Annotated in this window: 22 protein-coding genes and 1 tRNA gene; 10 read left to right on the top strand and 13 right to left on the bottom strand. The window is 70.0% G+C overall.

The window, feature by feature from the left end; all coding sequences use genetic code 11:
• Nucleotides 1–78: 78 nt before the first annotated feature.
• The 3 genes from B5D60_RS07610 to B5D60_RS07600 form a co-directional block, all read right to left on the bottom strand.
• Nucleotides 79–2,769, bottom strand: coding sequence for an ABC transporter ATP-binding protein/permease (locus B5D60_RS07610; protein WP_078699597.1), 2,691 nt, complete (start codon nucleotides 2,767–2,769; stop codon nucleotides 79–81).
• Nucleotides 2,769–3,851 carry an ABC transporter permease gene (locus B5D60_RS07605; protein WP_231948994.1) on the bottom strand — a complete coding sequence of 361 codons (1,083 nt, stop codon included), beginning with the start codon at nucleotides 3,849–3,851 and terminating at the stop codon, nucleotides 2,769–2,771. The genes B5D60_RS07610 and B5D60_RS07605 overlap by 1 nt, the downstream gene beginning before the upstream one ends.
• Before the next feature lie 75 nt (nucleotides 3,852–3,926).
• Nucleotides 3,927–5,513 (bottom strand): ABC transporter substrate-binding protein, encoded by a 1,587-nt coding sequence (locus B5D60_RS07600; protein ID WP_078699596.1) that lies wholly within the window; start codon nucleotides 5,511–5,513, stop codon nucleotides 3,927–3,929.
• A 153-nt stretch (nucleotides 5,514–5,666) separates the two neighbouring features.
• Here B5D60_RS07600 and glyA point away from each other — a divergent pair, with 153 nt between their 5' ends.
• Genes glyA through B5D60_RS07585 form a run of 3 tightly spaced genes read left to right on the top strand, consistent with a single transcriptional unit; the run spans nucleotide 5,667 to nucleotide 8,020 of the window.
• Complete coding sequence (gene glyA, locus B5D60_RS07595) at nucleotides 5,667–6,944, top strand: serine hydroxymethyltransferase (RefSeq protein WP_078699595.1); 1,278 nt, start codon at nucleotides 5,667–5,669, stop codon at nucleotides 6,942–6,944.
• Nucleotides 6,941–7,675 carry an SURF1 family protein gene (locus B5D60_RS07590; RefSeq protein WP_153302907.1) on the top strand — a complete coding sequence of 245 codons (735 nt, stop codon included), beginning with the start codon at nucleotides 6,941–6,943 and terminating at the stop codon, nucleotides 7,673–7,675. The genes glyA and B5D60_RS07590 overlap by 4 nt, the downstream gene beginning before the upstream one ends.
• A gap of 9 nt (nucleotides 7,676–7,684) precedes the next feature.
• The gene (locus B5D60_RS07585; protein WP_078699593.1) at nucleotides 7,685–8,020 is read left to right on the top strand and encodes a DUF3817 domain-containing protein; all 336 of its coding nucleotides are present in this window, start codon (nucleotides 7,685–7,687) and stop codon (nucleotides 8,018–8,020) included.
• Nucleotides 8,021–8,024: 4 nt separating this feature from the next.
• On the opposite strand, the gene B5D60_RS07580 is transcribed toward B5D60_RS07585, so the two are convergent.
• The 3 genes from B5D60_RS07580 to B5D60_RS07570 form a co-directional block, all read right to left on the bottom strand.
• The gene (locus tag B5D60_RS07580) at nucleotides 8,025–8,228 is read right to left on the bottom strand and encodes a helix-turn-helix transcriptional regulator (RefSeq protein WP_078699592.1); all 204 of its coding nucleotides are present in this window, start codon (nucleotides 8,226–8,228) and stop codon (nucleotides 8,025–8,027) included.
• Nucleotides 8,228–8,689, bottom strand: coding sequence for a hypothetical protein (locus B5D60_RS07575; protein WP_078699591.1), 462 nt, complete (start codon nucleotides 8,687–8,689; stop codon nucleotides 8,228–8,230). Before B5D60_RS07575 ends, B5D60_RS07580 begins: the two co-directional genes overlap by 1 nt.
• A gap of 104 nt (nucleotides 8,690–8,793) precedes the next feature.
• Nucleotides 8,794–9,567: an enoyl-CoA hydratase/isomerase family protein gene (locus B5D60_RS07570; RefSeq protein ID WP_078699590.1), complete on the bottom strand. Its 774-nt coding sequence runs from the start codon at nucleotides 9,565–9,567 to the stop codon at nucleotides 8,794–8,796.
• 173 nt (nucleotides 9,568–9,740) lie between these two features.
• On the opposite strand from B5D60_RS07570, the gene B5D60_RS07565 reads away from it, so the two are divergent.
• Together B5D60_RS07565 and B5D60_RS07560 are read left to right on the top strand one after the other, a co-directional pair.
• Nucleotides 9,741–10,271, top strand: a complete 531-nt coding sequence (locus tag B5D60_RS07565) for a peptidylprolyl isomerase (protein ID WP_197684424.1) — start codon at nucleotides 9,741–9,743, stop codon at nucleotides 10,269–10,271.
• On the top strand, nucleotides 10,268–11,131 hold the full coding sequence (locus B5D60_RS07560; RefSeq protein WP_078699588.1) for a rhomboid family intramembrane serine protease: 864 nt from the start codon (nucleotides 10,268–10,270) through the stop codon (nucleotides 11,129–11,131). The genes B5D60_RS07565 and B5D60_RS07560 overlap by 4 nt, the downstream gene beginning before the upstream one ends.
• A 60-nt stretch (nucleotides 11,132–11,191) precedes the next feature.
• Here B5D60_RS07560 and B5D60_RS07555 read toward each other — a convergent pair whose 3' ends face one another.
• The gene (locus B5D60_RS07555; RefSeq protein WP_197684423.1) at nucleotides 11,192–11,440 is read right to left on the bottom strand and encodes a cell division protein CrgA; all 249 of its coding nucleotides are present in this window, start codon (nucleotides 11,438–11,440) and stop codon (nucleotides 11,192–11,194) included.
• A gap of 65 nt (nucleotides 11,441–11,505) precedes the next feature.
• On the opposite strand from B5D60_RS07555, the gene B5D60_RS07550 reads away from it, so the two are divergent.
• Nucleotides 11,506–12,249: a DUF881 domain-containing protein gene (locus tag B5D60_RS07550; protein WP_172806290.1), complete on the top strand. Its 744-nt coding sequence runs from the start codon at nucleotides 11,506–11,508 to the stop codon at nucleotides 12,247–12,249.
• A 1-nt stretch (nucleotide 12,250) separates the two neighbouring features.
• On the opposite strand, the gene pknB is transcribed toward B5D60_RS07550, so the two are convergent.
• Genes pknB through B5D60_RS07520 form a run of 6 tightly spaced genes read right to left on the bottom strand, consistent with a single transcriptional unit; the run spans nucleotide 12,251 to nucleotide 19,361 of the window.
• Nucleotides 12,251–13,978, bottom strand: coding sequence for a Stk1 family PASTA domain-containing Ser/Thr kinase (gene pknB / locus B5D60_RS07545; RefSeq protein WP_078699585.1), 1,728 nt, complete (start codon nucleotides 13,976–13,978; stop codon nucleotides 12,251–12,253).
• A gap of 31 nt (nucleotides 13,979–14,009) precedes the next feature.
• The gene (locus B5D60_RS07540; RefSeq protein WP_078699584.1) at nucleotides 14,010–15,476 is read right to left on the bottom strand and encodes a peptidoglycan D,D-transpeptidase FtsI family protein; all 1,467 of its coding nucleotides are present in this window, start codon (nucleotides 15,474–15,476) and stop codon (nucleotides 14,010–14,012) included.
• Nucleotides 15,473–16,858, bottom strand: coding sequence for an FtsW/RodA/SpoVE family cell cycle protein (locus B5D60_RS07535; RefSeq protein WP_078699583.1), 1,386 nt, complete (start codon nucleotides 16,856–16,858; stop codon nucleotides 15,473–15,475). The genes B5D60_RS07540 and B5D60_RS07535 overlap by 4 nt, the downstream gene beginning before the upstream one ends.
• A complete protein-coding gene (locus B5D60_RS07530) occupies nucleotides 16,855–18,168 on the bottom strand; it encodes a PP2C family protein-serine/threonine phosphatase (RefSeq protein WP_078699582.1) in 1,314 nt (437 codons plus the stop codon). Before B5D60_RS07530 ends, B5D60_RS07535 begins: the two co-directional genes overlap by 4 nt.
• Nucleotides 18,169–18,654: an FHA domain-containing protein FhaB/FipA gene (locus B5D60_RS07525; RefSeq protein ID WP_078699581.1), complete on the bottom strand. Its 486-nt coding sequence runs from the start codon at nucleotides 18,652–18,654 to the stop codon at nucleotides 18,169–18,171.
• Nucleotides 18,651–19,361, bottom strand: coding sequence for an FhaA domain-containing protein (locus tag B5D60_RS07520; protein WP_078699580.1), 711 nt, complete (start codon nucleotides 19,359–19,361; stop codon nucleotides 18,651–18,653). Before B5D60_RS07520 ends, B5D60_RS07525 begins: the two co-directional genes overlap by 4 nt.
• A gap of 194 nt (nucleotides 19,362–19,555) precedes the next feature.
• On the opposite strand from B5D60_RS07520, the gene B5D60_RS07515 reads away from it, so the two are divergent.
• The 4 genes from B5D60_RS07515 (at nucleotide 19,556) to glgC (ending at nucleotide 25,949) form a co-directional block, all read left to right on the top strand.
• Nucleotides 19,556–19,641 (top strand) — tRNA-Leu (locus tag B5D60_RS07515).
• Nucleotides 19,642–19,930: 289 nt separating this feature from the next.
• Nucleotides 19,931–22,369: a glycogen/starch/alpha-glucan phosphorylase gene (locus tag B5D60_RS07510; RefSeq protein WP_078699579.1), complete on the top strand. Its 2,439-nt coding sequence runs from the start codon at nucleotides 19,931–19,933 to the stop codon at nucleotides 22,367–22,369.
• A gap of 92 nt (nucleotides 22,370–22,461) precedes the next feature.
• Nucleotides 22,462–24,657: a 1,4-alpha-glucan branching protein GlgB gene (glgB, locus tag B5D60_RS07505; protein WP_078699578.1), complete on the top strand. Its 2,196-nt coding sequence runs from the start codon at nucleotides 22,462–22,464 to the stop codon at nucleotides 24,655–24,657.
• Nucleotides 24,654–25,949, top strand: a complete 1,296-nt coding sequence (gene glgC, locus B5D60_RS07500) for a glucose-1-phosphate adenylyltransferase (protein ID WP_078699577.1) — start codon at nucleotides 24,654–24,656, stop codon at nucleotides 25,947–25,949. The genes glgB and glgC overlap by 4 nt, the downstream gene beginning before the upstream one ends.
• The last annotated feature ends 2 nt before the right edge of the window (nucleotides 25,950–25,951 follow it).

The following is a 25,951-nucleotide window of genomic DNA, read 5'->3' as shown; positions in this document are numbered from 1 at the left end:
GGGAAACCACCGCTATGCGGGGGAAACTTCCCCCGCATAGCGACGGGAAACCCCGCACGGTCGAGGTACCGAGCCGCGCTAGGCGCCCGTGAGCAGGTCGCCCCGCTCGGCGCGACGGCGTCGCTGCTCGACCGGATCGGGCACGGGCACGGCCGCGATGAGGCTGCGCGTGTAGTCCTCGGCGGGCTGCCGCAGCACCTGGTCGCGCGGGCCGAGCTCGACCAGCCGCCCGCGCTGCATCACCGCGACCCGGTTCGCGAGCGTGTCGACCACGGCGAGGTCGTGCGTGATGAACAGGCACGCGAACTGCAGGCGCTGCTGCAGCTCCAGGAAGAGCTCCAGGACCCGCGACTGCACCGACACGTCGAGCGCCGAGGTGGGCTCGTCCGCGATGAGCAGGTCGGGGTCGAGTGCCAGCGCCCGCGCGAGGCTGATCCGCTGGCGCTGGCCACCGGAGAGCTCGTGCGGGAACCGCTCGGCGAAGTCGCTCGGCAGCTCCACGGAGTCCAGCAGGCTCTGCACCTTCTCGGTGACCTGCGCGTCGCTGAGATCGGTGTGCACCCGCAGCGGCTCCGCGATGCAGTCGAGGATCGACATCCGTGGGTTGAGGGAGGACGCCGGGTCCTGGAACACGAAGCCGAAGCGGCTCCGGTACGGACGCAGGTCCTTGTCGCTGAGGCCGGAGATGGTCTCGCCACCCACCCGGACGATGCCGGAGGTCGGCTGCTGCAGCCCCACGGCGACGCGACCCAGCGTGGACTTGCCCGAGCCGGACTCGCCCACCAGGCCCAGCACCTCACCGCGGTGCACCTGCAGGCTGACGTGGTCGACGGCGCGGAAGGCCGTCTCGCCCCATCCGCCCGGGAACTCCACCACGATGTCCTCGAGGTCGAGCACCACGGCCGCGCCCTCGAGCGGCGCCGGCCCGGTCGGGTCGTCCTCGCTCACGTGCGTGCGGCCGAGGTGGGGCACCGACTCCAGCAGTGCCTGCGTGTACGGGTGCGCCGGGTGGGCGAACAGCTGGTCGACGGGCGCCTGCTCCACGATCCGGCCGCGGTACATCACGACCACGCGGTCGGCGATGTCGGCGACGACGCCCATGTTGTGGGTGATCAGCACGATGGCCGTGCCGAGGCGCGAGCGCAGGTCGAGCAGCAGCTCGAGGATCGCCGCCTGGACCGTCACGTCGAGCGCGGTGGTCGGCTCGTCCGCCACGATCACGTCGGGCTCGCACGCGATGGCGATCGCGATCACCACGCGCTGCTTCTGGCCGCCCGAGAGCTGGTGCGGGTAGTAGTCGACGCGCTTCTGCGGATCGGGCAGGCCCACCAGCTCGAGCAGCTCGATCGCTCGGCTGCGCGCCTCGGCCTTGCTGGTCTGGCGGTGCGCGCGGATCGCCTCGACGACCTGCCAGCCGACGGTCCGGACCGGGTCGAGCGCGGTCCCGGGCTCCTGGAAGACCATCGAGATCTCGTCGCCACGGATCGGGCGCAGCTCCTGCGGCGTCATCCCGATCAGCTCGCGACGGGCGTCTCCGCTGGTGTGGAGCACCGCCGATCCGTCGACGCTCGCCGTGCTCGGAAGCAGACCCATGACGGCCCGTGACGTGACCGACTTGCCCGAGCCGGACTCGCCGACGACCGCGACGACCTCGCCGGGGGCGACGTCGAAGCCCACGCCGTCGACCGCCACCACGCGGCCGGCGTCGGTGCCGAAGCTCACCCGGAGGTCGGACAGGGACAGCACGGCTGTTCGCCGGGTCTCGATCGACCCGGGTGCGCTGATCGGCGCGGTCTCGGTGGAATCGATGATCTCCGGAGCGGCGCTGAGGTCCTCGGCCAGCTCGATCTCCAGCTCGCCCTCGCCCTTGTCGGCCGCGCGCGTGCGCAGCAGCGGGTTGGTGATGTCGTTGAGGCTCTCGCCCATCAGGGTCACGCCCAGCACGACCAGCACGATCGCCAAGCCCGGGTAGAGCCCCGTCCACCAGATGTCGTTCGTCGCGTCGGGCATCGCCTTGTTGAGGTCGTAGCCCCACTCGGCCGCGGCCGACGGCTCGATGCCGAAGCCCAGGAAGCCGAGCGCGGCCAGGGTCAGGATGGCCTCGGAGGCGTTCAGCGTGGCGATGACCGGCAGGGTCTGCGCCACGTTCGACAGGATGTGCCGGAACAGGATCCGTGGTGTGCGCACGCCCACGACCTTCGCCGCATCCACGTACGGCTCGGTCTTGACCGAGACGGTGGCGTTGCGGATCACGCGGTAGTACTGCGGGATGAAGATGACGGTGATCGAGATCGCCGCCGAGGCGATGCCACCCAGCGCGCCGCTCGATCCGCCCGAGACGACGATGGACACCACGATCGCCAGCAGCAGCGACGGGAACGAGTAGAGCGCGTCCATCACGAGCAGGAGCGTCTTGTCGAGCGCGCCGCCGAGGTAGCCCGAGACGAGTCCCAGCGGCACGCCGATCAGGCTCGAGACGAGCACGGCCAGGACGATGACCTCGACGGCCGTGCGCGCTCCGTAGACCACCCGCGACAGCACGTCGGCCCCGCCGACGGTGGTGCCGAACAGGTGGTCGGCACTCGGCGGCTGCTGCGTGCCGAACAGGACGCCGTCTTCACCGCGCACCTGATTGAAGTCGTACGGCGCGATCCACGGCGCGAAGATCGCCAGGACGAGGAAGAGCACGATCAGCCCGAAGCCCAGCAGCAGCATGAAGCGCTGCAGGCCGTGGGACTGCTGGATGACGGTGCGGCCGGGGTAGCGCATCAGAACCTCACTCGGGGGTCGACGAGCGCCACGATGGCGTCGATCAGGAAGCTCGCGATGCACACGATGAACGCGATGGCGGTGACGATGCCCTGCACGGCGAGGAAGTCGCGACGGATCAGGTACTGGGCCAGCTCGTAGCCGATGCCCTTCCACTCGAACGTGGTCTCGGTCAGCACGGCGCCGCCGAGCAGGATGGCGATCTGCATGCCCATGACCGTGACCACGGGGACGAGGGCGTTGCGGAAGGCGTGCTTGCGCTCGACCTGGCGCTCCGAGACGCCGCGGGCGCGCGCCGCGGTCACGTAGTCGGCGCGCATCGTCTGCAGCAGGTTGACGCGCACGAGGCGCAGGAAGATGCCGCCCGTCAGCATGCCGAGGGCGATGGCCGGCAGGACGGCGTGCTGCAGGACGTCCCAGATGTACTCGGGCTCGCCCCACAAGATGGCGTCGATGATCATGATGTTGGTCTGCGGCTCGACCTTCGCCAGCGTCAGCTCGGTGGCGGTCGAGGCCCGGCCCGAGGTGGGCCAGCCGAACGGGGCGACGGCCAGCTTCAGCAGCAGGCCGACGAAGAAGACGGGCGCGGCGTAGGCGACGATCGCGAACAGTCGCAGCAGGACGTCGCGCCAGCGGTCGCGGTGGCGGGCGGCGATGCGGCCCAGCGGGATGCCGATGGAGAAGGCCACGATCAGGGCCCAGAACGAGAGCTCCAGCGTGGCGGCGCCGTTGACGATGAGGATGTCGGTGACTTCACGGTTGTCGGTCAGCGTCGTGCCGAAGTCACCGTGCAGGATGTTCCAGAGGTACTCGAAGTACTGCACCATGATCGGCCGGTCGAGGCCGGCCTCGGCCTTGCGCTCGGCGATCTGGTCGGGGGTCAGGCGGCCGCCCTGCGCCGCGGTGATCGGGTCACCGATCACCCGCATCAGGAAGAAGACCAGGGTGACCAGCACCCACAGCATCGGGATGATCAGCGCCAGCCTGATCAGCAGGTAGCGCGCGAGCGGGCTCAGCCCCCCGCGGCGGCCGGGTGGTTCGGCCGACGGTGCGTCGGCGGCGACGAGGACGTCAGTGGTCACGCTGTGCTCCTGCCTACGTGGAAGCGGGGCCCCGGCACGCGCAGTGCGTGCCGGGACCCCGGTCCCGGGTGTCCGTTACTTCGACAGCGACGCGAACCGGAACTTGAACGACGGGTCCAGCGTGTCGCTCACGCCCTGCACGTCCTTGCCGGCCACCGCGACCTGCGCGCCGGTCAGCAGCGGCAGGATCGGCACCTGGTCGGCCACCATCTCCTGCGCCTCGGCGAGCTTGGCCTCGCGCGAGGCGGCGTCGGCGTCGACCCTCTGCTCGTCGAGCAGCTTCGTCATCGCGTCGTCCTCATAGTGCGACTGGAGGAAGTTGTTCGGCGCGAAGAACGGCGTCAGGTAGTTGTCGGGGTCCGGGAAGTCCGGGAACCAGCCCAGCTGGAACGCCGGGTAGGCGTCCTTCACGCGCTCCTCGGAGTAGGTGTTCCACTCCGTCGACTGCAGGTTGACGGTGAAGAGCCCGCCTTCCTCGAGCTGGCGCTTGACGGCCTGGTACTCATGGTCGGAGCTGCCGCCGTAGTGGTCGGGGTTCCACTGCAGGTTCAGCTCGACGGGCGTCGAGACGCCGGCGTCGTCGAGGACCTTCTTCGCGGCGGCCGGGTCGGGCGCGTCGCCGTACTTGTCCTTGAACGCCTCGGTCGCGCCGACCTGGCCCTCGGGGACGGCCGAGTAGGCCGGCGTGTAGGTGCCCTTGTAGACCTCGGAGGAGATCTCGTCGCGGTTCACCAGGTACGCGGTGGCTTGGCGGACGGCCTGCTTCTGCGCGTCGTCGTCGCCGGGCATCGTCTTGAGGTTGAACACGATGTAGCGCAGCTCGCCACCGGGGCCGGTGTGGACCGTGACGTCGTCGGACTTCTTCAGGCTGTCGATGTCCGTCGGGGTCAGCGAGCGGTAGGCGACGTCGATGTCGCCCTTCTCCACGTCGAGCTTGAGGTTGTTCGAGTCGGCGTAGTAGCGCATCGTCACGTCCGACTTCGGCTCGCCGTAGGTGCCGTCGTAGTCGGGGTTGACCTTGAACTCGGCCAGCTCGTTCTTCTTGTACTCGCCGATCGTGTACGGGCCGGAGAAGGCGTTGGCCTCGACCGCCGCGTCGTCGTCGAGCAGCTTGTCGGCGGGGTAGGTCTCCTCGTCGACGATCGGGCCGGCAGAGGTCACGAGGACCTGCGCGAAGGTCTGGTCGTTCGGCGCGGCGAGCGTGAATGCCACCGTCGTGTCGTCGCGGGCCTCGACCTTCTTCATGGCGCCGAGCAGCGAGGCCGGACCGTTGGGGTCGTTGATGTCGACGATGCGCTGGAACGAGAAGGCCACGTCCGAGGCGGTCAGCTCGTTGCCGTTCCCGAACTTGAGGCCGGACTTCATGGTGCACACGTAGACCGTGGGCTCCTCGAAGTCGCACTTCTCGGCCGCGTCCGGGGTCAGCTCGGTGCTGCCCGCGGGAAAGTTGAGGAGGTACTGGTAGACCTGCGTCTGCACCGCCATCGAGCCGTTGTCGTACGAGCCGGCCGGATCGATCGAGACCACCTTGTCGGTGGTGCCCACGATCAGGCTGGCGTCGCTGTCGTCGTCGTTGTTCTGTCCTGCCCCGCACGCTGCCAGGACGGATCCGGCCAGGGCCGCGGTCGCCACAGTGGTGACGCGTCGCCGCATCGAGTTCATGTGTTCCTCCCCTTCGGTGTCCACCATCCGGACACTCGCTGTGACGCTACTCCCGTCGCGCGGTGGGGGCCATCCGCAGCGAGGTTGCGTTTTGGTTACGCCCGGAGGGGGCGCGCGGATCTGGGCGTGCGGAGCGGGCGATATCCTCGGACCATGAGCCACGACCAGCATCTCGCCGATTTCGATCCCGACATCGCCGCGCTCCTCGACGCCGAGCTGGGCCGCCAGCAGACGACGCTCGAAATGATCGCTTCGGAGAACTTCGCTCCCGTCGCAGCCCTCGAGGCGCAGGGCAGCGTGCTCACGAACAAGTACGCCGAGGGCTACCCCGGCAAGCGCTACTACGGCGGTTGCGAGTTCGTCGACCAGGTCGAGCAGCTGGCCATCGACCGGCTCAAGCAGCTCTTCGACGCCGAGTACGCCAACGTGCAGCCCCACTCGGGCGCCTCGGCGAACGCGGCCGCGCTGCACGCGATCGCCACCGCCGGCGACACGATCCTGGGCCTCGACCTGGCCAACGGCGGTCACCTCACGCACGGCATGAAGCTCAACTTCTCGGGCCGTCTGTACAACCCGATCGCCTACCACGTCGTCCCCGAGACCGGCCTGGTCGACATGGACGAGGTGCGCTCGCTCGCGATCGAGCACCGTCCCCGCGTGATCATCGCCGGCTGGTCGGCGTACCCGCGCCAGCTCGACTTCGCCGCGTTCCGCGCGATCGCCGACGAGGTCGACGCGATCCTGTGGGTCGACATGGCCCACTTCGCCGGCCTGGTGGCCGCGGGCCTGCACCCGAGCCCGCTCCCGCACGCGCACATCGTCACCACCACGACGCACAAGACCCTCGGCGGCCCGCGTGGCGGCGCGATCCTCACCAACGACGAGACGATCGCCAAGAAGATGCGCTCGGCGGTGTTCCCGGGCCAGCAGGGCGGACCCCTCGAGCACGTCATCGCCGCCAAGGCGGTGGCCTTCAAGATGGCCCTGCAGCCCGAGTTCGCCGAGCGTCAGCAGCGCACGATCGAGGGTGCGCGCATCCTCGCCGACCGGCTGCTCGCCGCCGACGCGGTGGCCGCGGGCGTCCAGGTCCTCAGCGGCGGCACCGACGTGCACCTGGTGCTCGTCGACCTGCGCAACTCCGAGCTCGACGGCCAGCAGGCCGAGGACCGGCTCCACGAGGTCGGCATCACCGTGAACCGCAACGCGGTCCCGAACGACCCGCGTCCGCCGATGGTCACGTCCGGTCTGCGCATCGGCACGCCGGCCCTGGCCACGCGTGGCTTCGGCGCCGAGGAGTTCACCGAGGTCGCCGAGATCATCGCGGCGGCTCTGCAGCCCGGCGAGGTCGACATCGACGGCCTGCGCAAGCGCACGGCCGTGCTGGCCGAGCGCTTCCCGCTGTACCCCGGCATCAAGCCGTTCACCTCGTGAACGACCGGCCGGGGGTGGGTGCGTGGTTCCGCCCGGCCGTCCTCGGCCTGCACCTGTTCGCGATCGCGGCGATCGGCTTCTGCCTGTTCATGGGCACGTGGCAGCTCGGCGCGTACGACCAGCGCCAGGAGGACGAGCGCGCCGAGCAGGGCAGCACCGGCGCCGTCGCCCTCGAGTCGGTGTGGAGCCCGACCGACATCTTCACCACCGACCAGGACCAGCGCCCGGTCACCGTCACCGGCACCTTCCGTCCCGCGGAGGAGCAGCTGTGGGTCACCGGGCGAGAGCACGACGGTGAGGACGGCGTCTGGCTGCTCGCCCCGGTCACGGTCGACGACGCGCAGCTGATGGTGGTGCGGGGCTGGGCCCCTCGCCCCGCAGCCACCTTCCCCGAGGTGCCGGCCGGCGAGGTCTCCTTCGAGGCCGTGCTGCAGCCCGGTGAGGAGTCCGCCGCGGGCTGGGACGCCACCGCGCGCACGATCGGCTCGGTGCGGATCCCCACGCTGCTGAACGAGCTCGGGTATGCCGACCTGTGGTCGGGGTTCGCGATCTCCACCGACGCCGCAGTGGCCGGCGGGCTCGAGGTCGCCGACGTGCCCGAGTCCGACGTGTCCTGGACCGCCGGCGGCCGGAACCTCGGATACGGCCTGCAATGGTGGGTCTTCGCCGCCTTCGCGCTGTTCATGTGGTGGCGGATGGCCCGCGAGATGGTGCTTGGCCGCGATCGGTAATCTGGGGCGGTGAACGACCGACTCCTGCGCGCTTACCAGGTCATGGCGACCATCGTGGGCCTCAACCTGCTGATCGTGATGGCCGGCTTCATCGGCAAGTACGCCACCGACGCGGGCTCGTGGTGGAACCGCAACCAGGACGCCTTCCTGGTCATCGATCAGCTGCACGGCTTCCTCTTCATGGTGCTGATCGTTCTGGTCGCCCGCCTCACGCTGCGCGAGAAGTGGTCCTGGGGCTACATGCTCAGCGTCATCGTTCTGGCCTGCATCCCGCTGGTGTCGTTCTGGTCCGAGCGCCGCACCACGCACCGCGTGCACGCCGGCCGCCAGACCGCCTCCGTCTGAGGCGCTAGGCCTCGTCGGAGCCGGGGACGAACAGGTCCTCGATCCGGCACTCGAACACCGCAGCGAGTCTGAACGCGAGCGGCAGCGACGGGTCGTAGCGCCCCTTCTCGATCGAGATCACCGTCTGGCGCGACACCCCGAGCTCGTCGGCGAGCCGCTTCTGCGACCAGCCGCGCTCCTCCCGTACGCGCACGACGTGGTTGTCCATCAGCCGTCCCGGCGCTTGAGCCACAGCATCCGCAGGCCTGCGTCGGCCATCGCGAACGCGATGACCACGGTGAGCGCGACGTGCGCCGACACGTCGAGGTCGACGAAGACGCCGACGACCAGGGTGACGCCCAGGAGCAGCAGCAGGTCGGTGAACGCCCCACTCTGGGCACGCCGGACCCACTGGACCTCGATCGTCTCCTCGGGGCGGTCCACCGCGTCGCGCAACGACGCCTGGTCGACCAGCGCGACCCAGGCCAGCGCGAACACCGACGGCAGCGCCAGGGAGGCGAACACCAGCACCACGTCCTGCCGCGTTCCCTCGAGGCCCGTGAGCGCGTAGGCCGCCATCGCCCCCGACACGGCCAACGCGATCCCCACGCACGACGCGAGCAGCACCCCCGTGCCCCCGCCGAACCGCGCCCGCCCCCAGTAGCTGCGCTGCTGCGTCTCCAACGACATGCCGTTCCCCTCGTCCCGGCGCCACGCGGCGCCGTGACGACCGTAAGGTCAAGGTCACTTGACTGTCAAGCGACCTTGACCATCGCCGTGTTCTCCGCGAACTGTCAGCGCCCGACGAACGTGGCGTTCCCGGGCCCGTCGGCGAGGAAGGACGCCATGCCGTGCTGGAGGTCCTCGGTGTCGAAGAGCTCGGCGGCGATCTCGGTGGTGCGGGCGACGGAGCCGGGGACGCCACCGGTCTCGAACTCGCGCAGGATCTGCTTGGCGGCGCCAAACGCGCGGGTGGGGCCGGCGGCGAGGTCGGCGGCGAAGGCGGCGACGCCGGCGTCGAGGTCGTCAGGGGCGAAGACACGATTGACGACGTTCCAGCGCTCGAGGGTGGCCGCGTCGTACGGCGTCCCGGTGAAGACGAACTCCTTGGCGCGGGCCACCCCGGCCCGCCCGGCGAGGCGCTGGGTGCCGCCCATCGTGGGCGTGAGGCCGATGACGCGCTCGACGAGGCCGAACTTCGCCTTCTCCGACGCCAGCAGCACGTCGCAGGCCAGCGCCACCTCGAACGCCCACGTGAGGGTCAGCCCGTGGGCGACGAAGACCGTCGGGACGTCCAGGGCCGCGAAGCGCTCGGGCAGCTCCAGCATCCGGTCGTAGAGCTCGCGGGTCTCGACCTTGGACTTCCGCGCATGGAACTGGGCCACGTCGACGCCGCCGGAGACGATCTTGCCCTCGGCGCGCACCACGAGCACGCGCGGCGGGTCGGCCTCGACCCGCTCGAGCGCCGCGTCGAACTCGTCATGGAGCTCCAACGAGTACAGGTTGACCGGCCCGGAAGCGAACGTGAGCGTCGTCACCCCGCCCTCGGTGCGGAGGTCGACGGTCACCGATCGTCCCTCGGATCGTAGGAGCCACCGCGGTCAGCGGTGGCCTTGCGGAAGACCGCGACGGCAGCCGCAGCGGCGATCAGGAGCAACACCAGTCTCGACATGCCCCCACGCTAGCGGCCCGCGCTCGACCGCTCGTGCAAGGATGGAAGCAACCCTTGAAAGGACGTGAAGTGCCCACCATCGCAACGCTCCACACGAATCGTGGAGACATCAAGATCGAGCTGTTCGACCACCAGGCCCCCAAGACCGTGGCGAACTTCGTCGGCTTGGCCGAGGGCACCAAGGAATGGGTCGACCCCGCCACCGGTTCGGTGTCGACGAAGCCCTTCTACGACGGCCTCACGTTCCACCGGATCATCCCCAACTTCATGCTCCAGGGCGGCGACCCGCTCGGCGACGGACGCGGTGGCCCCGGCTACGAGTTCGACGACGAGTTCCACCCCGAGCTCCAGTTCGACCGCCCCTACCTGCTGGCCATGGCCAACGCGGGCACCAAGGCCAACGGCGCCGGCACGAACGGCTCCCAGTTCTTCGTCACCGTCGCCAAGACCGAGTGGCTGAACCGCAAGCACTCGATCTTCGGTGAGGTCAAGGACGCCGACAGCCGGGCCGTGATCGACGCGATCGCCGCCGTCGAGACCGATCGGTTCGACCGCCCGGCGGAGCCCGTCGTGATCGAATCCGTGACCATCGAGAAGTGACCGAACAGGGCGCCGGCCAGACCTGCTACCGCCACCCGGGTCGACCTGCGTTCATCCAGTGCCAGCGCTGCTCGCGCTACATCTGTCCTGAGGACATGCGCGAGGCCAGCGTGGGCTTCCAGTGCCCCGAGTGCGTGCAGAAGGGCCAGGCCGCGGTGCGTCAGCCGCGCACCCTCGCGGGCGGGGCGATCTCCACGAACGCCGCCGCGATCACGATGGCGATCATCGCGATCAACGTGGTCGCGCAGGTGGTGGTCGTGGCCACGGGCGGCGTGCGCAACCCGAGCAACAGCGAGTTCTTCCGGTGGGGCTGGCTCAGCGGCATCGAGGTGGCCGACGGCCAGTACTGGCGGCTGCTCACGGCGGCGTTCCTGCACGGCGGCTGGCTGCACCTGGCGTTCAACATGTACGCGCTGTACCTGTTCGGACCCTTCGTCGAGCAGACGCTCGGGCGGGTGCGTTACGTCATCACCTACCTGACCCTGGCGATCGGGTCATCGGTGCTGGTCTACCTGCTCGAGGACCCCCTCACGCCCACAATCGGTGCGTCGGGCGCCGTCTTCGGCCTCTTCGGGCTCGCGCTGGTGTTCCTCACCCGCACGCGCCAGAACATCACCGGCATGGTGATCCTGCTGGCGATCAACGGCTTCATCAGCCTGCAGGAGGGCATCAGCTGGCAGGGTCACCTCGGCGGATTCGTCACCGGCGTGCTGCTCGGGCTGATGTTCGCCTACGCGCCCCGCGAGCGCAGGACCCTGATCCAGGTCGTCACGTTCGTGGCGCTGTGGGCGGTGTTCGCGGCCGCGGTCGTGTGGCGCACGGACGAGATCATGGGCGCGCTCGCGCCCTGGCTCCCCTGACCTGGACCTGAGTTGTCCACAGGGGTGTGCACAACCTGTGGGGCATGACAGGCGTGTGATTCACTCCCACTTCATGGCGAACCCGAAGGCCGCCAGGATGAAGCCCATGCCGATCGCCAGGTTCCATCCGCCGAGGTCGCTGTAGAGCGGAATCGTCACGTCGGTGTTGCTGATCGTGTAGAAGACCACGATCCACGCCAGGCCGATGACCGCGCACGCGACCATCAACGGAGCCGCCCACCGGTTGCCGATGCGCACGGGCTTGGGACCGTTGTCGTTCACGGACTTGCGCTTGAACCTGTTGAACACGAGCATCTCCCGGTCTGGCGGCTTGGCACGGCCGCGGTGTGTCGTACTCCGCTAGCGTAGTCGTCGTGCCGGGAACGCCACGCGACCAGGGGAAGATCAGGGCCGTCAGCAGGTGGAGCCTGCTCGCCCTGACGGTCGCCTGCGCCTGCGGCGTGGTCGTGGTCGCCGCGGCGGTCACCTCCAACGGCTCCGACCTGCGACCCGCCGGTGGCGACCTCAGCTCCGTGCTGAGCGACCGTGCGCACGAGGTCGAGAACCGTCGGCGCGAGGCGGTCGAGCTCCAGCGCGAGGTCGACGCGCTCACGCGGGGGGTCGACGACGCCGACCTGCGCCGCGAGGCCCGCCGGGTCTCCCGGCTCTCCGACCCCGCGGGGCTCACCCCCGTGGAGGGGCCGGGGGTGCGGATCTCCCTGGAGGACGCCCCCCGCTCGGTGGACATCCCGGGCCTGGACCCGAACCTCCTGGTGGTGCACCAGCAGGACATCCAGGCGTTCGTCAACGCCCTGTGGGCCGGTGGTGCCGAGGCCGTCACGCTGCAGGGTCAGCGCCTGATCACCACGACGGGGATCAAGTGCGTCGGCAACACGGTCGTGCTCGACGGCGTGCCCTACTCGCCGCCCTACGTGATCGAGGCGATCGGCGATCGCAGCCGGCTGCGCGGGGCGATGACCTCCTCACCCGAGGTCATGACGTACACGCAGTACGCGAGCCGGTACGGCCTCGGGCTGGAGCAGCGCGACGTCGACGTGGTGAAGGCGCCCGCCCACGGCGGCAGCGTGGCGATGCGCCACGCCACCGTCGTGGACTGAGCTACGGCGTAGGAACGACCGTCGGCGGGGCGTTCGGGTCCGGCGTGGGCTCCGTGGTGGGAGCCGGCGGGCGCGACACCGTGATGGTGATCGTGGTGCCCGGAGACACCATCGATCCGGGCTCGCGGCTCTGCTCGGTGACGGTGCCGTCGGGCGCGGTGCCGGCGGGATCGTTCTGGACCGAGACCTTCAAGCCGGCGTCCTCGAGCGTCTTCGTGGCGGCGTCGACCGACTGACCCACCACGTTCGGCACGTCGACCTGGCCGCGGGACACGATCAGCGTGACCGTGCTGCCGCGCTCGACCTCGGTGCCCGGAGGCGGGTTGCTGTTGAGGACGCGACCCTTCGGCTCGCTGCTGTCGGTGTTCTGCCGCTTGACGTTCAGCCCGTAGCGGTCGCCCTCGAGCAGGTCCTTGGCCTCGTCGTACGAGTAGCTCGTGAGGTTCGGGATGTCGACCAGCTCGGGACCCGAGCTGACGACGAGATTGATCGCGGTGCCCTCGTCGACCGTGGTGCCGGCCTCGGGATCGGTCGTGATGACCTGGCCCTCGGGGATGTCGGCGCTGGTCTGCTCGGTGGTCTCCCCGACCACGAGGTTCTGCGACTCCAGCCGGTTCGTGGCCGTGGGGACGTCGAGTCCCTCGACGCGAGGCACGTCGACCGTCGGGGTGTTCACCTCGGGATCACGGTCGTTGAGCATGAGGGCGATGCCGATGGCCGCGGCGATCGCCAGCAGCACGAGGGCCAGCGCCCACCACTTGCCCGAGCCCTTCTTCTCCTCCTCCTCGTCCAGCGGCAGGACCGCGGCGGCCGCCGGAGCGACCGCGGTGGCGCCCGGCACGGCGGCGACGGCCTGCGTCGGGGCGTCGACGGATCCACCGGCGAGCACCCGCTCGATGTCCTTGCGCATGTCGCCCGCGCTGGAGTACCGGTCGTCGACGCGCTTGGCCAGGGCCTTGGCGACGACGTTGTCGACCTCGACCGAGACGTCGGGGTTGAGCTGCGACGGGGGCCGGGCCTCCTCGCGCACGTGCTGGTACGCCACCGAGACGGGGCTGTCGCCGACGAACGGCGGGCGGCCCGTGAGCAGCTCGTAGAGCACGCAGCCGGTGGAGTAGATGTCGCTGCGGGCGTCGACCGTCTCGCCGCGCGCCTGCTCGGGCGAGAGGTACTGCGCCGTGCCGATGACCGCCGCCGTCTGGGTCATGGCGCTGGAGGTGTCGGCGATCGCCCGGGCGATGCCGAAGTCCATCACCTTGACCTTGCCCTCGGGCGTGAGCATGACGTTGGCCGGCTTGATGTCGCGGTGGATGATGCCGGCGCGGTGGCTGTAGTCCAGCGCGGCGAGGATGTCGGCGGTGATCGACAGGGCGCGCTCGGGCAGGATCTTGCGACCGTCGCGCAGGACGTCGCGCAGCGTGCGTCCCTCGACGAGCTCCATGACGATGTACGGCACGGTGGCACCGGTGGGATCGGTGGCCTCGCCGGTGTCGTAGACGGCCACGATCGACGGGTGGTTCAGCGACGCCGCCGACTGGGCCTCGCGGCGGAAGCGCTCCTGGAACGTCTCGTCGGCGGCCAGGTCGGCGCGGAGCAGCTTGATGGCGACCGGGCGACCGAGTCGCATGTCGTGGCCGGCCCGGACGTCGGCCATGCCGCCACGTCCGACCAGCTCGCCGACCTGGTAGCGGTCGCCGAGCGGGCTCATGTTCGCGTCACTCTCGGTCATGGTGTCCAGTCTCCCAAAGGGTGGATGAGGTTCATCGGAGCACCGCTTCCATCACGGAGCGGGCGATGGGGCCGCCGAGGCGGCCACCGCCGATGTCGTTGGTGTTCTGTGCGGACTCGACCAGCACGGCGACCGCCACCTGGGGGTCGGTGGCCGGTGCGTAGCTGATGAACCAGGCGTAGGGCGGGCGATCGGGCGCCGACTCGGCCGTGCCGGTCTTGCCGCCGACATCCACGCCGGGGATCGCGGCAGGGGCGCCCGTGCCGTCCTCGACGACCGAGACCATCATGTCGTTCAGCTCGCGGGCGTCGCCGGCCGACATGGCCCGCTCCAGCTCCTGCGGCTCGGGTTGCTCGAGGATCGAGAGGTTGGGCGCGCGGACGGTGCGCACGATGCGGGGCTTCATCAGGACGCCGTCGTTCGCGATCGTCCCGGCGACCATCGCCATCTGCAGCGGCGTGGCGGCCACCTCGTACTGACCGATGCCCGACTGCGCCAACTGGGGCGGCTCGAGCTCGGTGTCGGGGTCGGCCGTGAACCGGCTGGCGGCGGACGCGAGGTCGTCGAGGGGGCGCTCGCCGAAGCCGAACTTGGTGGCCTGGGCGGAGAGCTTGTCCTGCCCGACCTTGCCGGCCATCCAGCCGAAGGAGACGTTGCAGGAGACCTCGAGGGCCCGCTCGAAGCTGATCGGGTTGCCGCCGCAGTTGCTGCCGCCCTGGTTGGTCAGCTGGTAGTCGATGCCGGGGAAGCTCAGCGTGGCGCCGCCGCGCACGTCGTCGTCGGCCTCGAGCCCGAGGTCCTCGATGCCGGCGGCGGCCGTGACGGCCTTGAACGTCGATCCCGGCGGCAGCGTGGTCTGGGCGCCGCGGTTGATCAGCGGGTCGTTCTCGTCGCCCTCGAGCTTGCGCATCGCCGACGTGACGGCGTCCAGGTCGTGGCTCGCGAGCTGGTTCGGGTTGTAGGTCGGCTGGCTGACCATGGCCAGGATGTCGCCGGACTGCGGATCCAGCGCCACCACGGCGCCGCGGGTCTTCTCGCCGAGGTCGGCCAGCCCTTCGAACGCGGCCTTCTGCGCGGCGGGGTCGAGCGTGAGCTCCACGCTGCCGCCCTGGGGCTGGTCGTTGGAGATGACGTCGATGACGCGGTTCACGAAGAGCCGGTCGTCGCTGCCGGAGAGGATGTCGTTGTACGACTGCTCGATGCCGTCGCGGCCGTAGATGTAGGAGAAGTAGCCGGTGACCGGCGCGTAGAGCTCGGGCTGGGTGTACTTGCGCTGGAACTGCCACTTGTCCTTGACGGGCACGGACTGGGCGATGGGCTCGCCGTCGACGATGATCGCGCCGCGCTCGCGGCTGAACTGCTCGTCGATGACGCGCCGGTTGCCCTCCTTCTCGTTCAGGTCCTTGGCCTGGACGAACTGCACGTAGTTGGCGTTCAGCAGCAGGGCGAGGAACATCAGCAGGCACGCGACGGCCATGGCACGGACGGGCTTGTTCATGACAGCTTCACCACCTGTGTCTCGTCGTCGCCGCTGATCGTGGCGACCTCCGGCGCGGGGCGCCGGGTCTGGTCGCTGATGCGCAGCAGCAGCGCGACGATGATCCAGTTCATGATGATCGAGGAGCCGCCGGCGGCCAGGAACGGAGCGGTCAGGCCGGTCAGCGGGATGAGGCGCATGACGCCACCGGCGACGACGAAGACCTGCAGGGCGAAGGACACCGAGAGGCCCACGGCGAGCAGCTTGCCGAACGCGTCACGGCACGTGAGGGCGATCCGCAGGCCGCGCTCGACGATGAGGGCGTAGACCATGATCACGGCCATCAGTCCGGCCAGGCCGAGCTCCTCGCCGATGGACGACAGGATGAAGTCGGAGAAGCCGAAGGGGGTCAGCTCGGGGCTGCCCTGGCCCCAGCCGCGGCCGAGCAGGCCGCCGTGCGCGAGACCGTAGAGCGCCGTGATGATCTGGTAGTTCTTGTCCGGATCGGCCCACGGGTCGAGCCACGCGTCGAAGCGGTCGCGCACGTGGCCGAAGGCGGCGTAGCCGAACCAGGCGCCCACGGCGAACAGCGCGCCGCCGACGACGAGCCAGCCCGGGCGCTCGGTGGCCACGTAGAGCATGACGACGAAGAGGCCGAAGAACAGCAGCGACGAGCCGAGGTCGCGCTGGAACACCAGGATGCCGACGCTGACGAGCCAGCCCAGCAGGATGGGGCCGAGGTCGCGGCCGCGGGGCAGGTCGATGCCGAGGAACCGCCGGCCGGCCAGGGCCAGGGCGTCGCGCTTGGCGACGAGGTAGCCGGCGAAGAAGATGGCCAGCGCGATCTTGGCCGCCTCCGCGGGCTGGAAGCTGAAGGGGCCGAGCTGGATCCAGATCTGCGCGCCGCGCTTGGCGTTGCCGATGATCGGCAGGATCGGGAGCACGAGCAGCGCGATCGCGGCGAGGCCGAACGTGTACGTGTACTGCTGCAGGCGGCGGTGGTCGCGGATCAGCACCAGGACGGCGACGAACATCAGGATGCCCAGGATCGTCCAGCGCAGCTGGCCCTGGGCGAACGGACCGAACCCGGAGCCGTTGGCCTCGAGGCCGAGGTCGATCCGGTAGATCATCACCAGGCCGATGCCGTTGAGGGCCACCACGAGCGGGAGCAGCACGGGGTCGGCGTACCCGGCGAACCTCCGCACGGCCAGGTGGGCGCCCAGCGCCACGACCGCGTAGACGGCACCCACGGTGTAGATGCCAGCGGGAACCGTGCCGTCGAAGCCGAGCCCGACGGCGGCGTACGACCCGATCCCGATCGCGATCGCCAACAGCAGCAGCCCCAGCTCGGCGGTGCGGCGCTTGCGCGGGATCCAGGCGGGAGTGACGCCGCCGGCACTCATGGTGCCTCCGTCGGCGCGGACGTGGCGGGGGTGCGGCGCGGCGTGGGAGTCGGCGTCGGCGTCGGGGTGGGCGTCGGCTCGGTCACCTGGATGCTGAGGTTGGTGACGATGCGCTGGGCCTCGTCGCGGTCGGCGGCGGGGATGCCGGCCGCGACGCGGTCGCGCTGGTACGGCGGCAGCGTGTCGATCTCGATGCGGGTGACCTCGTCGACCGTCTTGAGGCTCAGGCCCGGTACGTCGACGTCGACCCCGCGGTAGATCGCGACCACGTCGCCGGACGGAGCGACGAAGTACTGGCGCTGCGACCAGTCGTAGGCGTAGGCGGCCGCGCCACCGACCAGCCCGAGGATCACCAGGGACGCGAGCAGGTACCGAACCCAGCGGCGTCTCGGCACCGGGAGGGGGGCGTAGCGCAGTTCCTCGGGGTCGGGCTCGACCGCACCGGGTGCGCCGGCGACGTGCACGGCGGGTGCGTTGGACGCCGAGACCGATCCGGTGCGACGGCGGGGCTGGCTGGTGGCGGCGCCCACGAGCTGGGGCTTCCCGTCGGCGCAGACCAAGTCCTCGTCGAGGGGCTCGTCGCCGGGCACGAACTCCGCCAGCACGACGGTGACGTTGTCGTAGCCGCCGGCCTCGAGGGCGAGCCGCACCAGCTCGGTCGCTGCCGCGTCGATCGTCTCGAGCTTCATCGTCCGCTCGATCGTCTCGTCGTCGACCATGTCCGTGAGGCCGTCGCTGCACAGCAGGTAGCGGTCGCCCGCGGCCGGCTGCAGCCACGTGAAGTCGGGCTCGAAGTCGTCGCGGCCCAGGATCGCCTTCAGCAGCAGCGAGCGGTGCGGGTGGACCCGCGCCTCCTCGGGCGTGATGCGCCCCTCCTCCACGAGGCTCTGCACGAAGGTGTGGTCGACGCTGAGCTGGCTGAGGCGGCCGTGGCGCAGCCGGTAGGCCCGTGAGTCGCCGATGTGGGACACGGCCAGCTTCTCGCCGTCCCACAGCATCGCCTCGAGCGTGGTGCCCATGCCCTCGACGGCCGGGTCGTCGGCGATCAGCTGGGCCAGCCGGTGGTTGGCGTTGGCGACCGCCGTGCGCATCGCGTCGAGGGCATCGCCGTCGACGTCGTCGTCGAGCTCACGGTCGAGGTCGCGGATCTCGGCCAGGGCCGCCGAGGAGGCCAGGTCGCCGGCGGCGGCGCCGCCCATCCCGTCGGCGATGACCAGCAGGCGCGGGCTGGCGTACCCGGAGTCCTGGTTGTTCGAACGGCGCAGACCGACGTCGGTCAGCGCTACGTAGCGATAGGTCAGCGGCGCCATCTACTTGCGCAACTCCACGATCGTCTTGCCCAGTCGCACGGACGTGCCGATCGCGACGGGCACCGGCGAGGTGACGCGCTGACTGCCGATGTAGGTGCCGTTCGTGGAGCCGAGGTCCTCGACGAACCACTGCTCGCCGTTGGTGGCGAAGCGGGCGTGACGGGTGGAGACGTAGTCGTCGTCGAGGCGGATGGCGGCGTCGGTGCCGCGACCGAGCAGGATCGGATCGGTGCCCAGGGGGACGCTCTGGCCGGCGTTGGGGCCGTCGACGATCTGGAGCTTGTTGGGGGCGCCGCGCATCCGTCGGCTGCTGCGCGGCGTCTTCTTCTGGGGCTTGGGCTGCTGCTTCTGGCCCTTCGCGGGCTTCGGGGTCTGGACCTTCGTGCCGAAGATGTCGGTGCGGATCACCGAGACCGCGGACAGCACGAACAGCCACAGCACGGCCAGGAAGCCGAGCTTGATCAGCGTGAGGGTCAGTTCACTCACGCGAGCTCCTCGCTGATCTGGACCGCGATCGTCGTGTTGCCCAGGCGGATGGTGGAGCCGTTGCGCAGGAAGGCGGCGTCGACGCGGCGGCCGTCGACGATCACGCCGTTCGTGGAGCCGAGGTCACGGACCTCGACGCCGTTGCCCAGGAACGAGATCTCGGCGTGGTTGCGGCTGATGCCCGGGTCGTCGATCTTCAGGTCGACCGAGGAGCCGCGGCCGATCGTGATGCCGGGCGGGTTCACCGGGTGCCGCAGGCCGCCGATGTCGAGGACGACGCGGGCGCGGCGCACCGCCGTGTCGGTGATCGGCTCGCCGCGCACCGGGGTGACCGACGCGTTCGACGCACTGACGATCGTGAAGCGGCCCGTGTGCAGGGCTTCATCGAGCGCGAACTCGATGTGCAGCGGACCGGCGGCGGTGTAGTGCTGCTCGGCGAGGTGCTCCTTGAGCAGCGTGGCCAGCTCGGTGGCCAGCGTCGCCCCGTAGGGAGCGAGGCGCTCGTGGTCGGCGGGCGAGAGCTCCACCGTGAAGTCGTTGGGCACGAGCGTGCGCTCGCGGCTGAGGATCGTGGCGCTCTGGTCGACCTCGCGCTGCAGGGCGGCGGCGATCTCGACCGGCTGGACCGCGCTGCGGAAGGCGCGCGCGAAGGCCCCGGTGACGGCACCCTCGAGGCGCTTCTCGAAGCGCTGCAGGACTCCGGCCACGGGTGCTCACCTCCTTGGGCATGCGACGTCGACGACGGTTGGTCCTGTCGATCGTATCGACACCGCACCAGATCGGCGGCCTCCGTGCGTGCGACCCGCCGCACACGCGACGCCGATCGGAGGGCGACCCGGGGAGTTCGCGTCCTCCGCCGGTCCTGTTAGACTCTGACGTCGGTCCGGTTCACCGGGCCACTGCGCGAGTGGCGGAATGGTAGACGCGCTGGCTTCAGGTGCCAGTGTCCGCAAGGGCGTGGGGGTTCAAATCCCCCCTCGCGCACCAGATCGACGAAGCCCCTGACCTGCGGAAGCCCGCAGAGCAGGGGCTTTGTCGTGTCTTCGCGCGCCGTCACCCGCCAGCAGCCCTGACTTTTGTGACACGTTTAGCCCTTCGGTGACCGCTCGGGCCGACTCCTGTCACAAAAACTGGGTATGTGAGCCGGTAAGTCACAGAGTGCTCGGGGCCACAGCGCTCACCCGGCGGGACCGGCGGTGGCGACCCTAGGATGGCGGTGACGCGCCCGACGTCGCGCGCGCTGGAACCGAATCCCCATCACCCCCGCGGGAGTCACATGTCCGAGTCCCTGGAAGTCCACGGCGTCGATCTCGACGACCTGACCCTTCCCGAGCCCACCCCCGAGCAGTTCCGCCGCTCCCTGCTGCACCACCTGCAGTACACGGTCGGCACGGACCCCGAGCACGCCTCGAAGTTCGACTGGCGGATGGCGCTGTCCTACACGATCCGCGACCGCGCGCTCGAGCCGTGGTTCAGCGCCACGCGCCGCACGTGGAACGAGGACCGCAAGCGCGTCTACTACCTGTCGATGGAGTTCCTGATCGGGCGCCTGCTCGAGGACGCCACCATCAACCTCGGGCTGCGCGACGTCGCGGTCGAGGTGTTCGACCGCCTGGGCCTGGACTTCGCCGACATCGCCGACGACGAGCCCGACGCCGCGCTCGGCAACGGGGGTCTCGGCCGGCTGGCGGCCTGCTACCTCGAGTCGATGGCCACCCTCGGCTGCCCGGCCTACGGCTACGGGATCCGCTACGAGCACGGCCTGTTCAAGCAGCGCTTCGAGGGCGGCCGACAGGTCGAGGCCCCCGAGGACTGGCTCGTCACCGACAACCCGTGGAGCTTCACCCGCCCCGAGTCGGCCTACCCCGTCGGCTTCCGCGGCGAGGTCGTCGAGCAGGACGGCCGCCAGGTCTGGACGCCGCAGCTGCAGGTCCTCGCCGAGGCCCACGACACCCCCGTCGTCGGCTACGGGCGCCAGTGGGCGAACACGCTGCGCCTCTGGGCGGCCAAGCCCAGCGCCGACCTGTTCGACCTCGAGCGCTTCAACGCGGGTGACTTCACCGCCGCGGCCGAGCCCGAGGCGTGGGCGCGCACCCTCTCGCGCGTGCTCTACCCGAACGACACGACCTCGCGCGGCAAGGAGCTGCGGCTCTCCCAGGAGTACTTCCTGACCTCGGCGTCGGTGCAGGACATCGTGCGCCGCTACCTCGAGACCCACGACGACCTGCGCCGGCTGCCCGAGTACGTCGCGATCCAGATGAACGACACGCACCCGGCGATCGCCGGTCCGGAGCTGATCCGGCTGCTGGTCGACGACCACGGCTTCGGGTTCGACGCGGCGGTCGACCTCTCGACGCAGGTGCTCGGCTACACGAACCACACCCTGCTGCCCGAGGCGCTCGAGCACTGGTCGGTCGGCCTCATGCGCAAGGTGCTGCCGCGCCACCTGCAGATCATCGAGCAGCTGGACCGGCGCGACGCCGAGCTGCACGGGCCGCGGCCCGAGGGCGTCGGCCTGATCCTCGACGACCAGGTCAAGATGGGCGACCTCGCGTTCGTCACGAGCCACAAGATCAACGGCGTCTCGGCGCTGCACACCGACCTCGTGCGCCGCGACCTCTTCCCGGCCCTGGACAGCCTGCATCCCGACCGGATCGTCAACGTGACCAACGGCGTCACGCCGCGCCGGTGGATCGCACTGGCGAACCCGCCACTGGCCCAGCTGCTCACCGACACGCTCGGCTCGGGCTGGGAGACCGACCTCGAGCGACTCCGCGGCCTCGAGGACCACGTGGACGACCCGGCCTTCCGCGAGGCGTTCGGCGCCACGAAGCGCCAGGCCAAGGAGCGGCTCGCCGGCTGGCTGGCCGACCACCACGGCATCGAGGTCCCGAAGGACGCGCTGTACGACGTCCAGGTCAAGCGCCTGCACGAGTACAAGCGCCAGCTGATGAACATCCTCTGGACGATCGCCCACTGGCAGCGGATCAAGCGCGATCCGGGCGCGGGATGGGTGCCGCGGGTCAAGATCTTCGGTGGCAAGGCCGCGCCCAGCTACGACATGGCCAAGGACATCATCCGGCTCATCAACGACGTCGCCGCCGTCGTCAACGCCGATCCGGAGACCCGCGACCTGCTGCAGGTCGTCTACCCGGCGAACTACAACGTGTCGATGGCCGAGAAGCTCATCCCCGCGGCCGACCTCTCCGAGCAGATCTCGACCGCCGGCATGGAGGCCTCGGGCACGGGCAACATGAAGTTCGCGCTGAACGGCGCGCTCACGATCGGCACCCTCGACGGGGCCAACGTCGAGATCCGCGAGCACGTCGGCGCCGACAACTTCTTCCTCTTCGGCCTGACGGCCGACGAGGTCACGGCTCGCCGGAACGAGCCCGACCACGCCCGCACGGCGATCGAGAAGAGCCAGGCGATGCGCGACGTGCTGCAGGCGATCGCCGAGGGGACCTTCAGCCCGGGCGAGCCGAACCGCTACGGCGGCATCCTCGACATGCTGTGGAACAGCGACTGGTTCCTCGTGGCGTCGGACTTCGACTCCTACGACGAGACCCAGCAGGCGGTCGACCGCACCTACCTCGACCACGAGCGCTGGCAGCGGATGGCCATCCTCAACGTCGCCCGGACGGGGTACTTCAGCTCCGACCGCTCGGTGCGCGAGTACATGAGCCACATCTGGAACATCACCCCGGCGCTCTGAGCCCCGTGACGTGACGTCCCGGGCGCAGCGCAAGGGTGCCAACCGGCGCCACCGGTGGTTGTATGAAACAGATGGCAGCCGAGGAGGGACGCATGGCCGGTGAGGACACGACACCGCTCGTGCTCGACGCGGCCGAGGCGTGGCAGCTCGCCCAGGGCCTCCACCGCGATCCGTTCGCGGCCCTCGGTCCCACCGACGACGGTCATCACGTCGTCGTGCACCGCCCGGGCGCCGAGCGTGTCTGGGTCGTCAACGACACCGATGAGATCGAGCTGTCCCGGCACCCGGCCGCCCGCGACGTCTTCGTCGGTCCCTCGCTGCCGTTCTACCGGGTGCGCGTCCAGTGGCCCGAGGCCGGCACCGAGGAGTTCGAGGACCCCTACCGCTTCGGCCCCGTCCTCGGCGAGATCGACGAGTACCTGATCGGCGAGGGCACCCACCGGCGGTTGTGGCAGGTGCTCGGCGCCCGGGTCGTCACCCACGAGGAGGCGACCGGCGTGCACTTCGCCGTGTGGGCACCGAACGCCGAGCGGGTGTCCGTCGTGGGCGACTTCAACGGCTGGAACGGCACCGTCCACCCGATGCGCCCGCGCGGCGCGACCGGCGTGTGGGAGGTCTTCCTGCCCGGGCTCGCTGAGGGCTGCGTCTACAAGTACGACATCCTCGGCCCCGGAGGACGCCAGCTGCCGCTCAAGGCCGACCCGGTCGGCTTCGGCAGCGAGCACCCGCCCCGGACCGGCTCCGTCGTCCGCGAGCTCGGCCGCCACGCCTGGCAGGACGCCGAGTGGATCGCGAACCGTGGGGCCATCCACGCGGTCGACGCCCCGATGAGCATCTACGAGGTCCACCTCGGCTCCTGGCGTCGCGTCGCGGAGGAGGGCAATCGCCCCCTGTCGTACCTCGAGGCGGCCACGCGACTGGTCGACTACGTCGCCGACCTCGGCTTCACCCACCTGGAGGTGCTGCCGGTCAGCGAGCATCCCTTCGACGGGTCGTGGGGCTATCAGCCGATCGGCCTGTACGCGCCGACGATCCGCTACGGCACGCCCGCGGAGTTCGCCGCCTTCGTCGACGCGGCCCACGCGAAGGGCCTCGGGGTGCTGGCCGACTGGGTGCCCGGGCACTTCCCCACCGACCAGCACGGGCTCGGACGGTTCGACGGCACCCCGCTGTACGAGCACGCCGACCCGCGCGAGGGGTTTCACCCCGACTGGAACACGCTGATCTTCAACTACGGCCGTCCCGAGGTGCTGAACTACCTCGTGTCGAACGCGCTCTACTGGCTGGACGAGTACCACCTCGACGGCCTGCGCGTGGACGCCGTCGCCTCGATGCTCTACCGCGACTACTCGCGCCAGCCCGGGGAGTGGATCCCGAACAAGGACGGCGGCCGCGAGAACTACGAGGCGGTCGCGTTCGTGCAGGAGGCCAACGTCGCGGCCTACGGCGAGCACGACGGTGCGGTGATGATCGCCGAGGAGTCGACCACCTTCCCGGGCGTCACCCGCCGCGTCGACGAGGACGGCCTGGGCTTCGGCTACAAGTGGAACCTCGGCTGGATGAACGACTCGCTGACCTACTTCGGCAAGGACCCGATCCACCGCAAGCACCACCAGGACGAGCTCACCTTCGGCCTCACGTACGCGTTCACCGAGAACTTCGTCCTACCGATCAGCCACGACGAGGTCGTCCACGGCAAGGGCTCGATGTACGGCCGCATGCCCGGGAGCCACGCCGACAAGCTCGGGAACCTCAAGTCGTTCTACGGCTACATGTGGGGCTACCCCGGCAAGAAGCTGCTGTTCATGGGCCAGGAGTTCGGCCAGCCCGCCGAGTGGAACCACGACGGCGAGCTCGACTGGGGCGTGCTGCACGACCCGGGCCACGCCGGGGTGCAGAACCTCGTCCGCGACCTCAACCGGCTGTACCGCGAGCTGCCCGCGCTGCACCGCCACGACACCCACGGCCGCGGATTCCAGTGGCTGCTCGTCGATGCCGTCGAGGAGCAGGTCTTCGCCTGGCTCCGACGCGGCGACGAGGGCGACCAGCACGTGGTCGTCGTGCTCAACCTGACCCCCGTCGAGCGCACCGGCTTCCGCATCGGGTTCCCCGTGGCGGGTCGCTGGACCGAGGCGCTCAACACCGACTCGCGCTTCTACGGCGGCGCCGACCGTGGCAACGGCGGCGCCATCGAGACCGAGCCCGTCCCCGCCCAGAACGAGGCACAGTCGGCGATGCTGACGCTGCCGCCCCTGTCCGCTGTCTACTTCGTGGAGGAACGGTCATGACCATCCCGATCTTGACGGGTCGCGACGCCGGCGCGCCGCCCCGACTGTCCAGTCAAGCGATGGCGTTCGTGCTGGCGGGCGGCCGCGGCAGCCGCCTCGAGGAGCTCACCGACCGGCGGGCGAAACCGGCCGTGCAGTTCGGCGGCGAGTGGCGCATCATCGACTTCCCGCTGTCGAACGCGCTGAACTCCGGCATTCGGAAGATGGCCGTCGCCACGCAATACAAGGCCCACTCGCTGATCCGGCACATGCAGCGCGGCTGGAACTTCTTCCAGGCCGAGCGCAACGAGTACCTGGACATCCTCCCTGCGAGCCAGCGTGTCGAGGAGACCAAGTGGTACCTCGGCACCGCCGACGCCGTGACGCAGAACATCGACATCGTCGACGACTACAAGGTCAAGTACGTGATCGTCCTGGCCGGCGACCACGTCTACAAGATGGACTACGAGGTCATGCTGCGCCAGCACGTCGAGACGGGTGCCGACGTGACCGTGGGCTGCCTGACCGTGCCGCGCGAGGAGGCGACGGCGTTCGGCGTCATGCACGTCGACGCGACCGGCCGCATCGTCGACTTCCTCGAGAAGCCGGCCGATCCGCCGGGCACCCCGGAGGACCCGAACGTCGCCCTCGCCTCGATGGGCATCTACGTCTTCGACTGGGACTTCCTGCGCGAGCTGCTGCGCCAGGACGCGGAGGACACCAGCTCGCGGCACGACTTCGGGTTCGACCTGATCCCGGCGATCGTCCGCGGAGGCAGCGCCTTCGCCCACCGCTTCAGCGAGTCGTGCGTCATGACGGGCCTGGAGACCGAGCCCTACTGGCGTGACGTCGGCACGATCGACACGTTCTGGCAGGCCAACATCGACCTGACCGAGTTCATCCCGGCGCTCGACCTCTACGACAACTCGTGGCCGATCTGGACGTACGCGGAGTTCACCCCGCCGGCGAAGTTCGCCCACGACGAGGAGGGCCGGCGCGGCCAGGCGATCCAGTCGCTCATCGCCGGCGACTGCATCGTCAGCGGCTCGGAGGTGCACAACTCCCTGCTGTTCACCGGCACCCGCACCCACTCGTACTCGATGCTCGACCGCGTCGTGGCGCTGCCGCACGTCGACGTCGGGCGTGGCGCCCGGCTGACGAACGCCGTGGTCGACAGTCGCGTCCACATCCCCGAGGGGCTCGTGGTCGGCGAGGACCCGGACGAGGACAACCGCTGGTTCCGCCGGACCGAGAACGGCATCGTGCTGGTCACCCAGCCGATGCTCGACCGCCGCGCGGCATCACTGGAGTAGTC

The sequence above is a fragment of the Aeromicrobium choanae genome, from assembly GCF_900167475.1.
In the GTDB taxonomy this organism is placed as follows: domain Bacteria; phylum Actinomycetota; class Actinomycetes; order Propionibacteriales; family Nocardioidaceae; genus Aeromicrobium; species Aeromicrobium choanae.
This window is presented reverse-complemented; position numbering and strand designations above follow the sequence as displayed.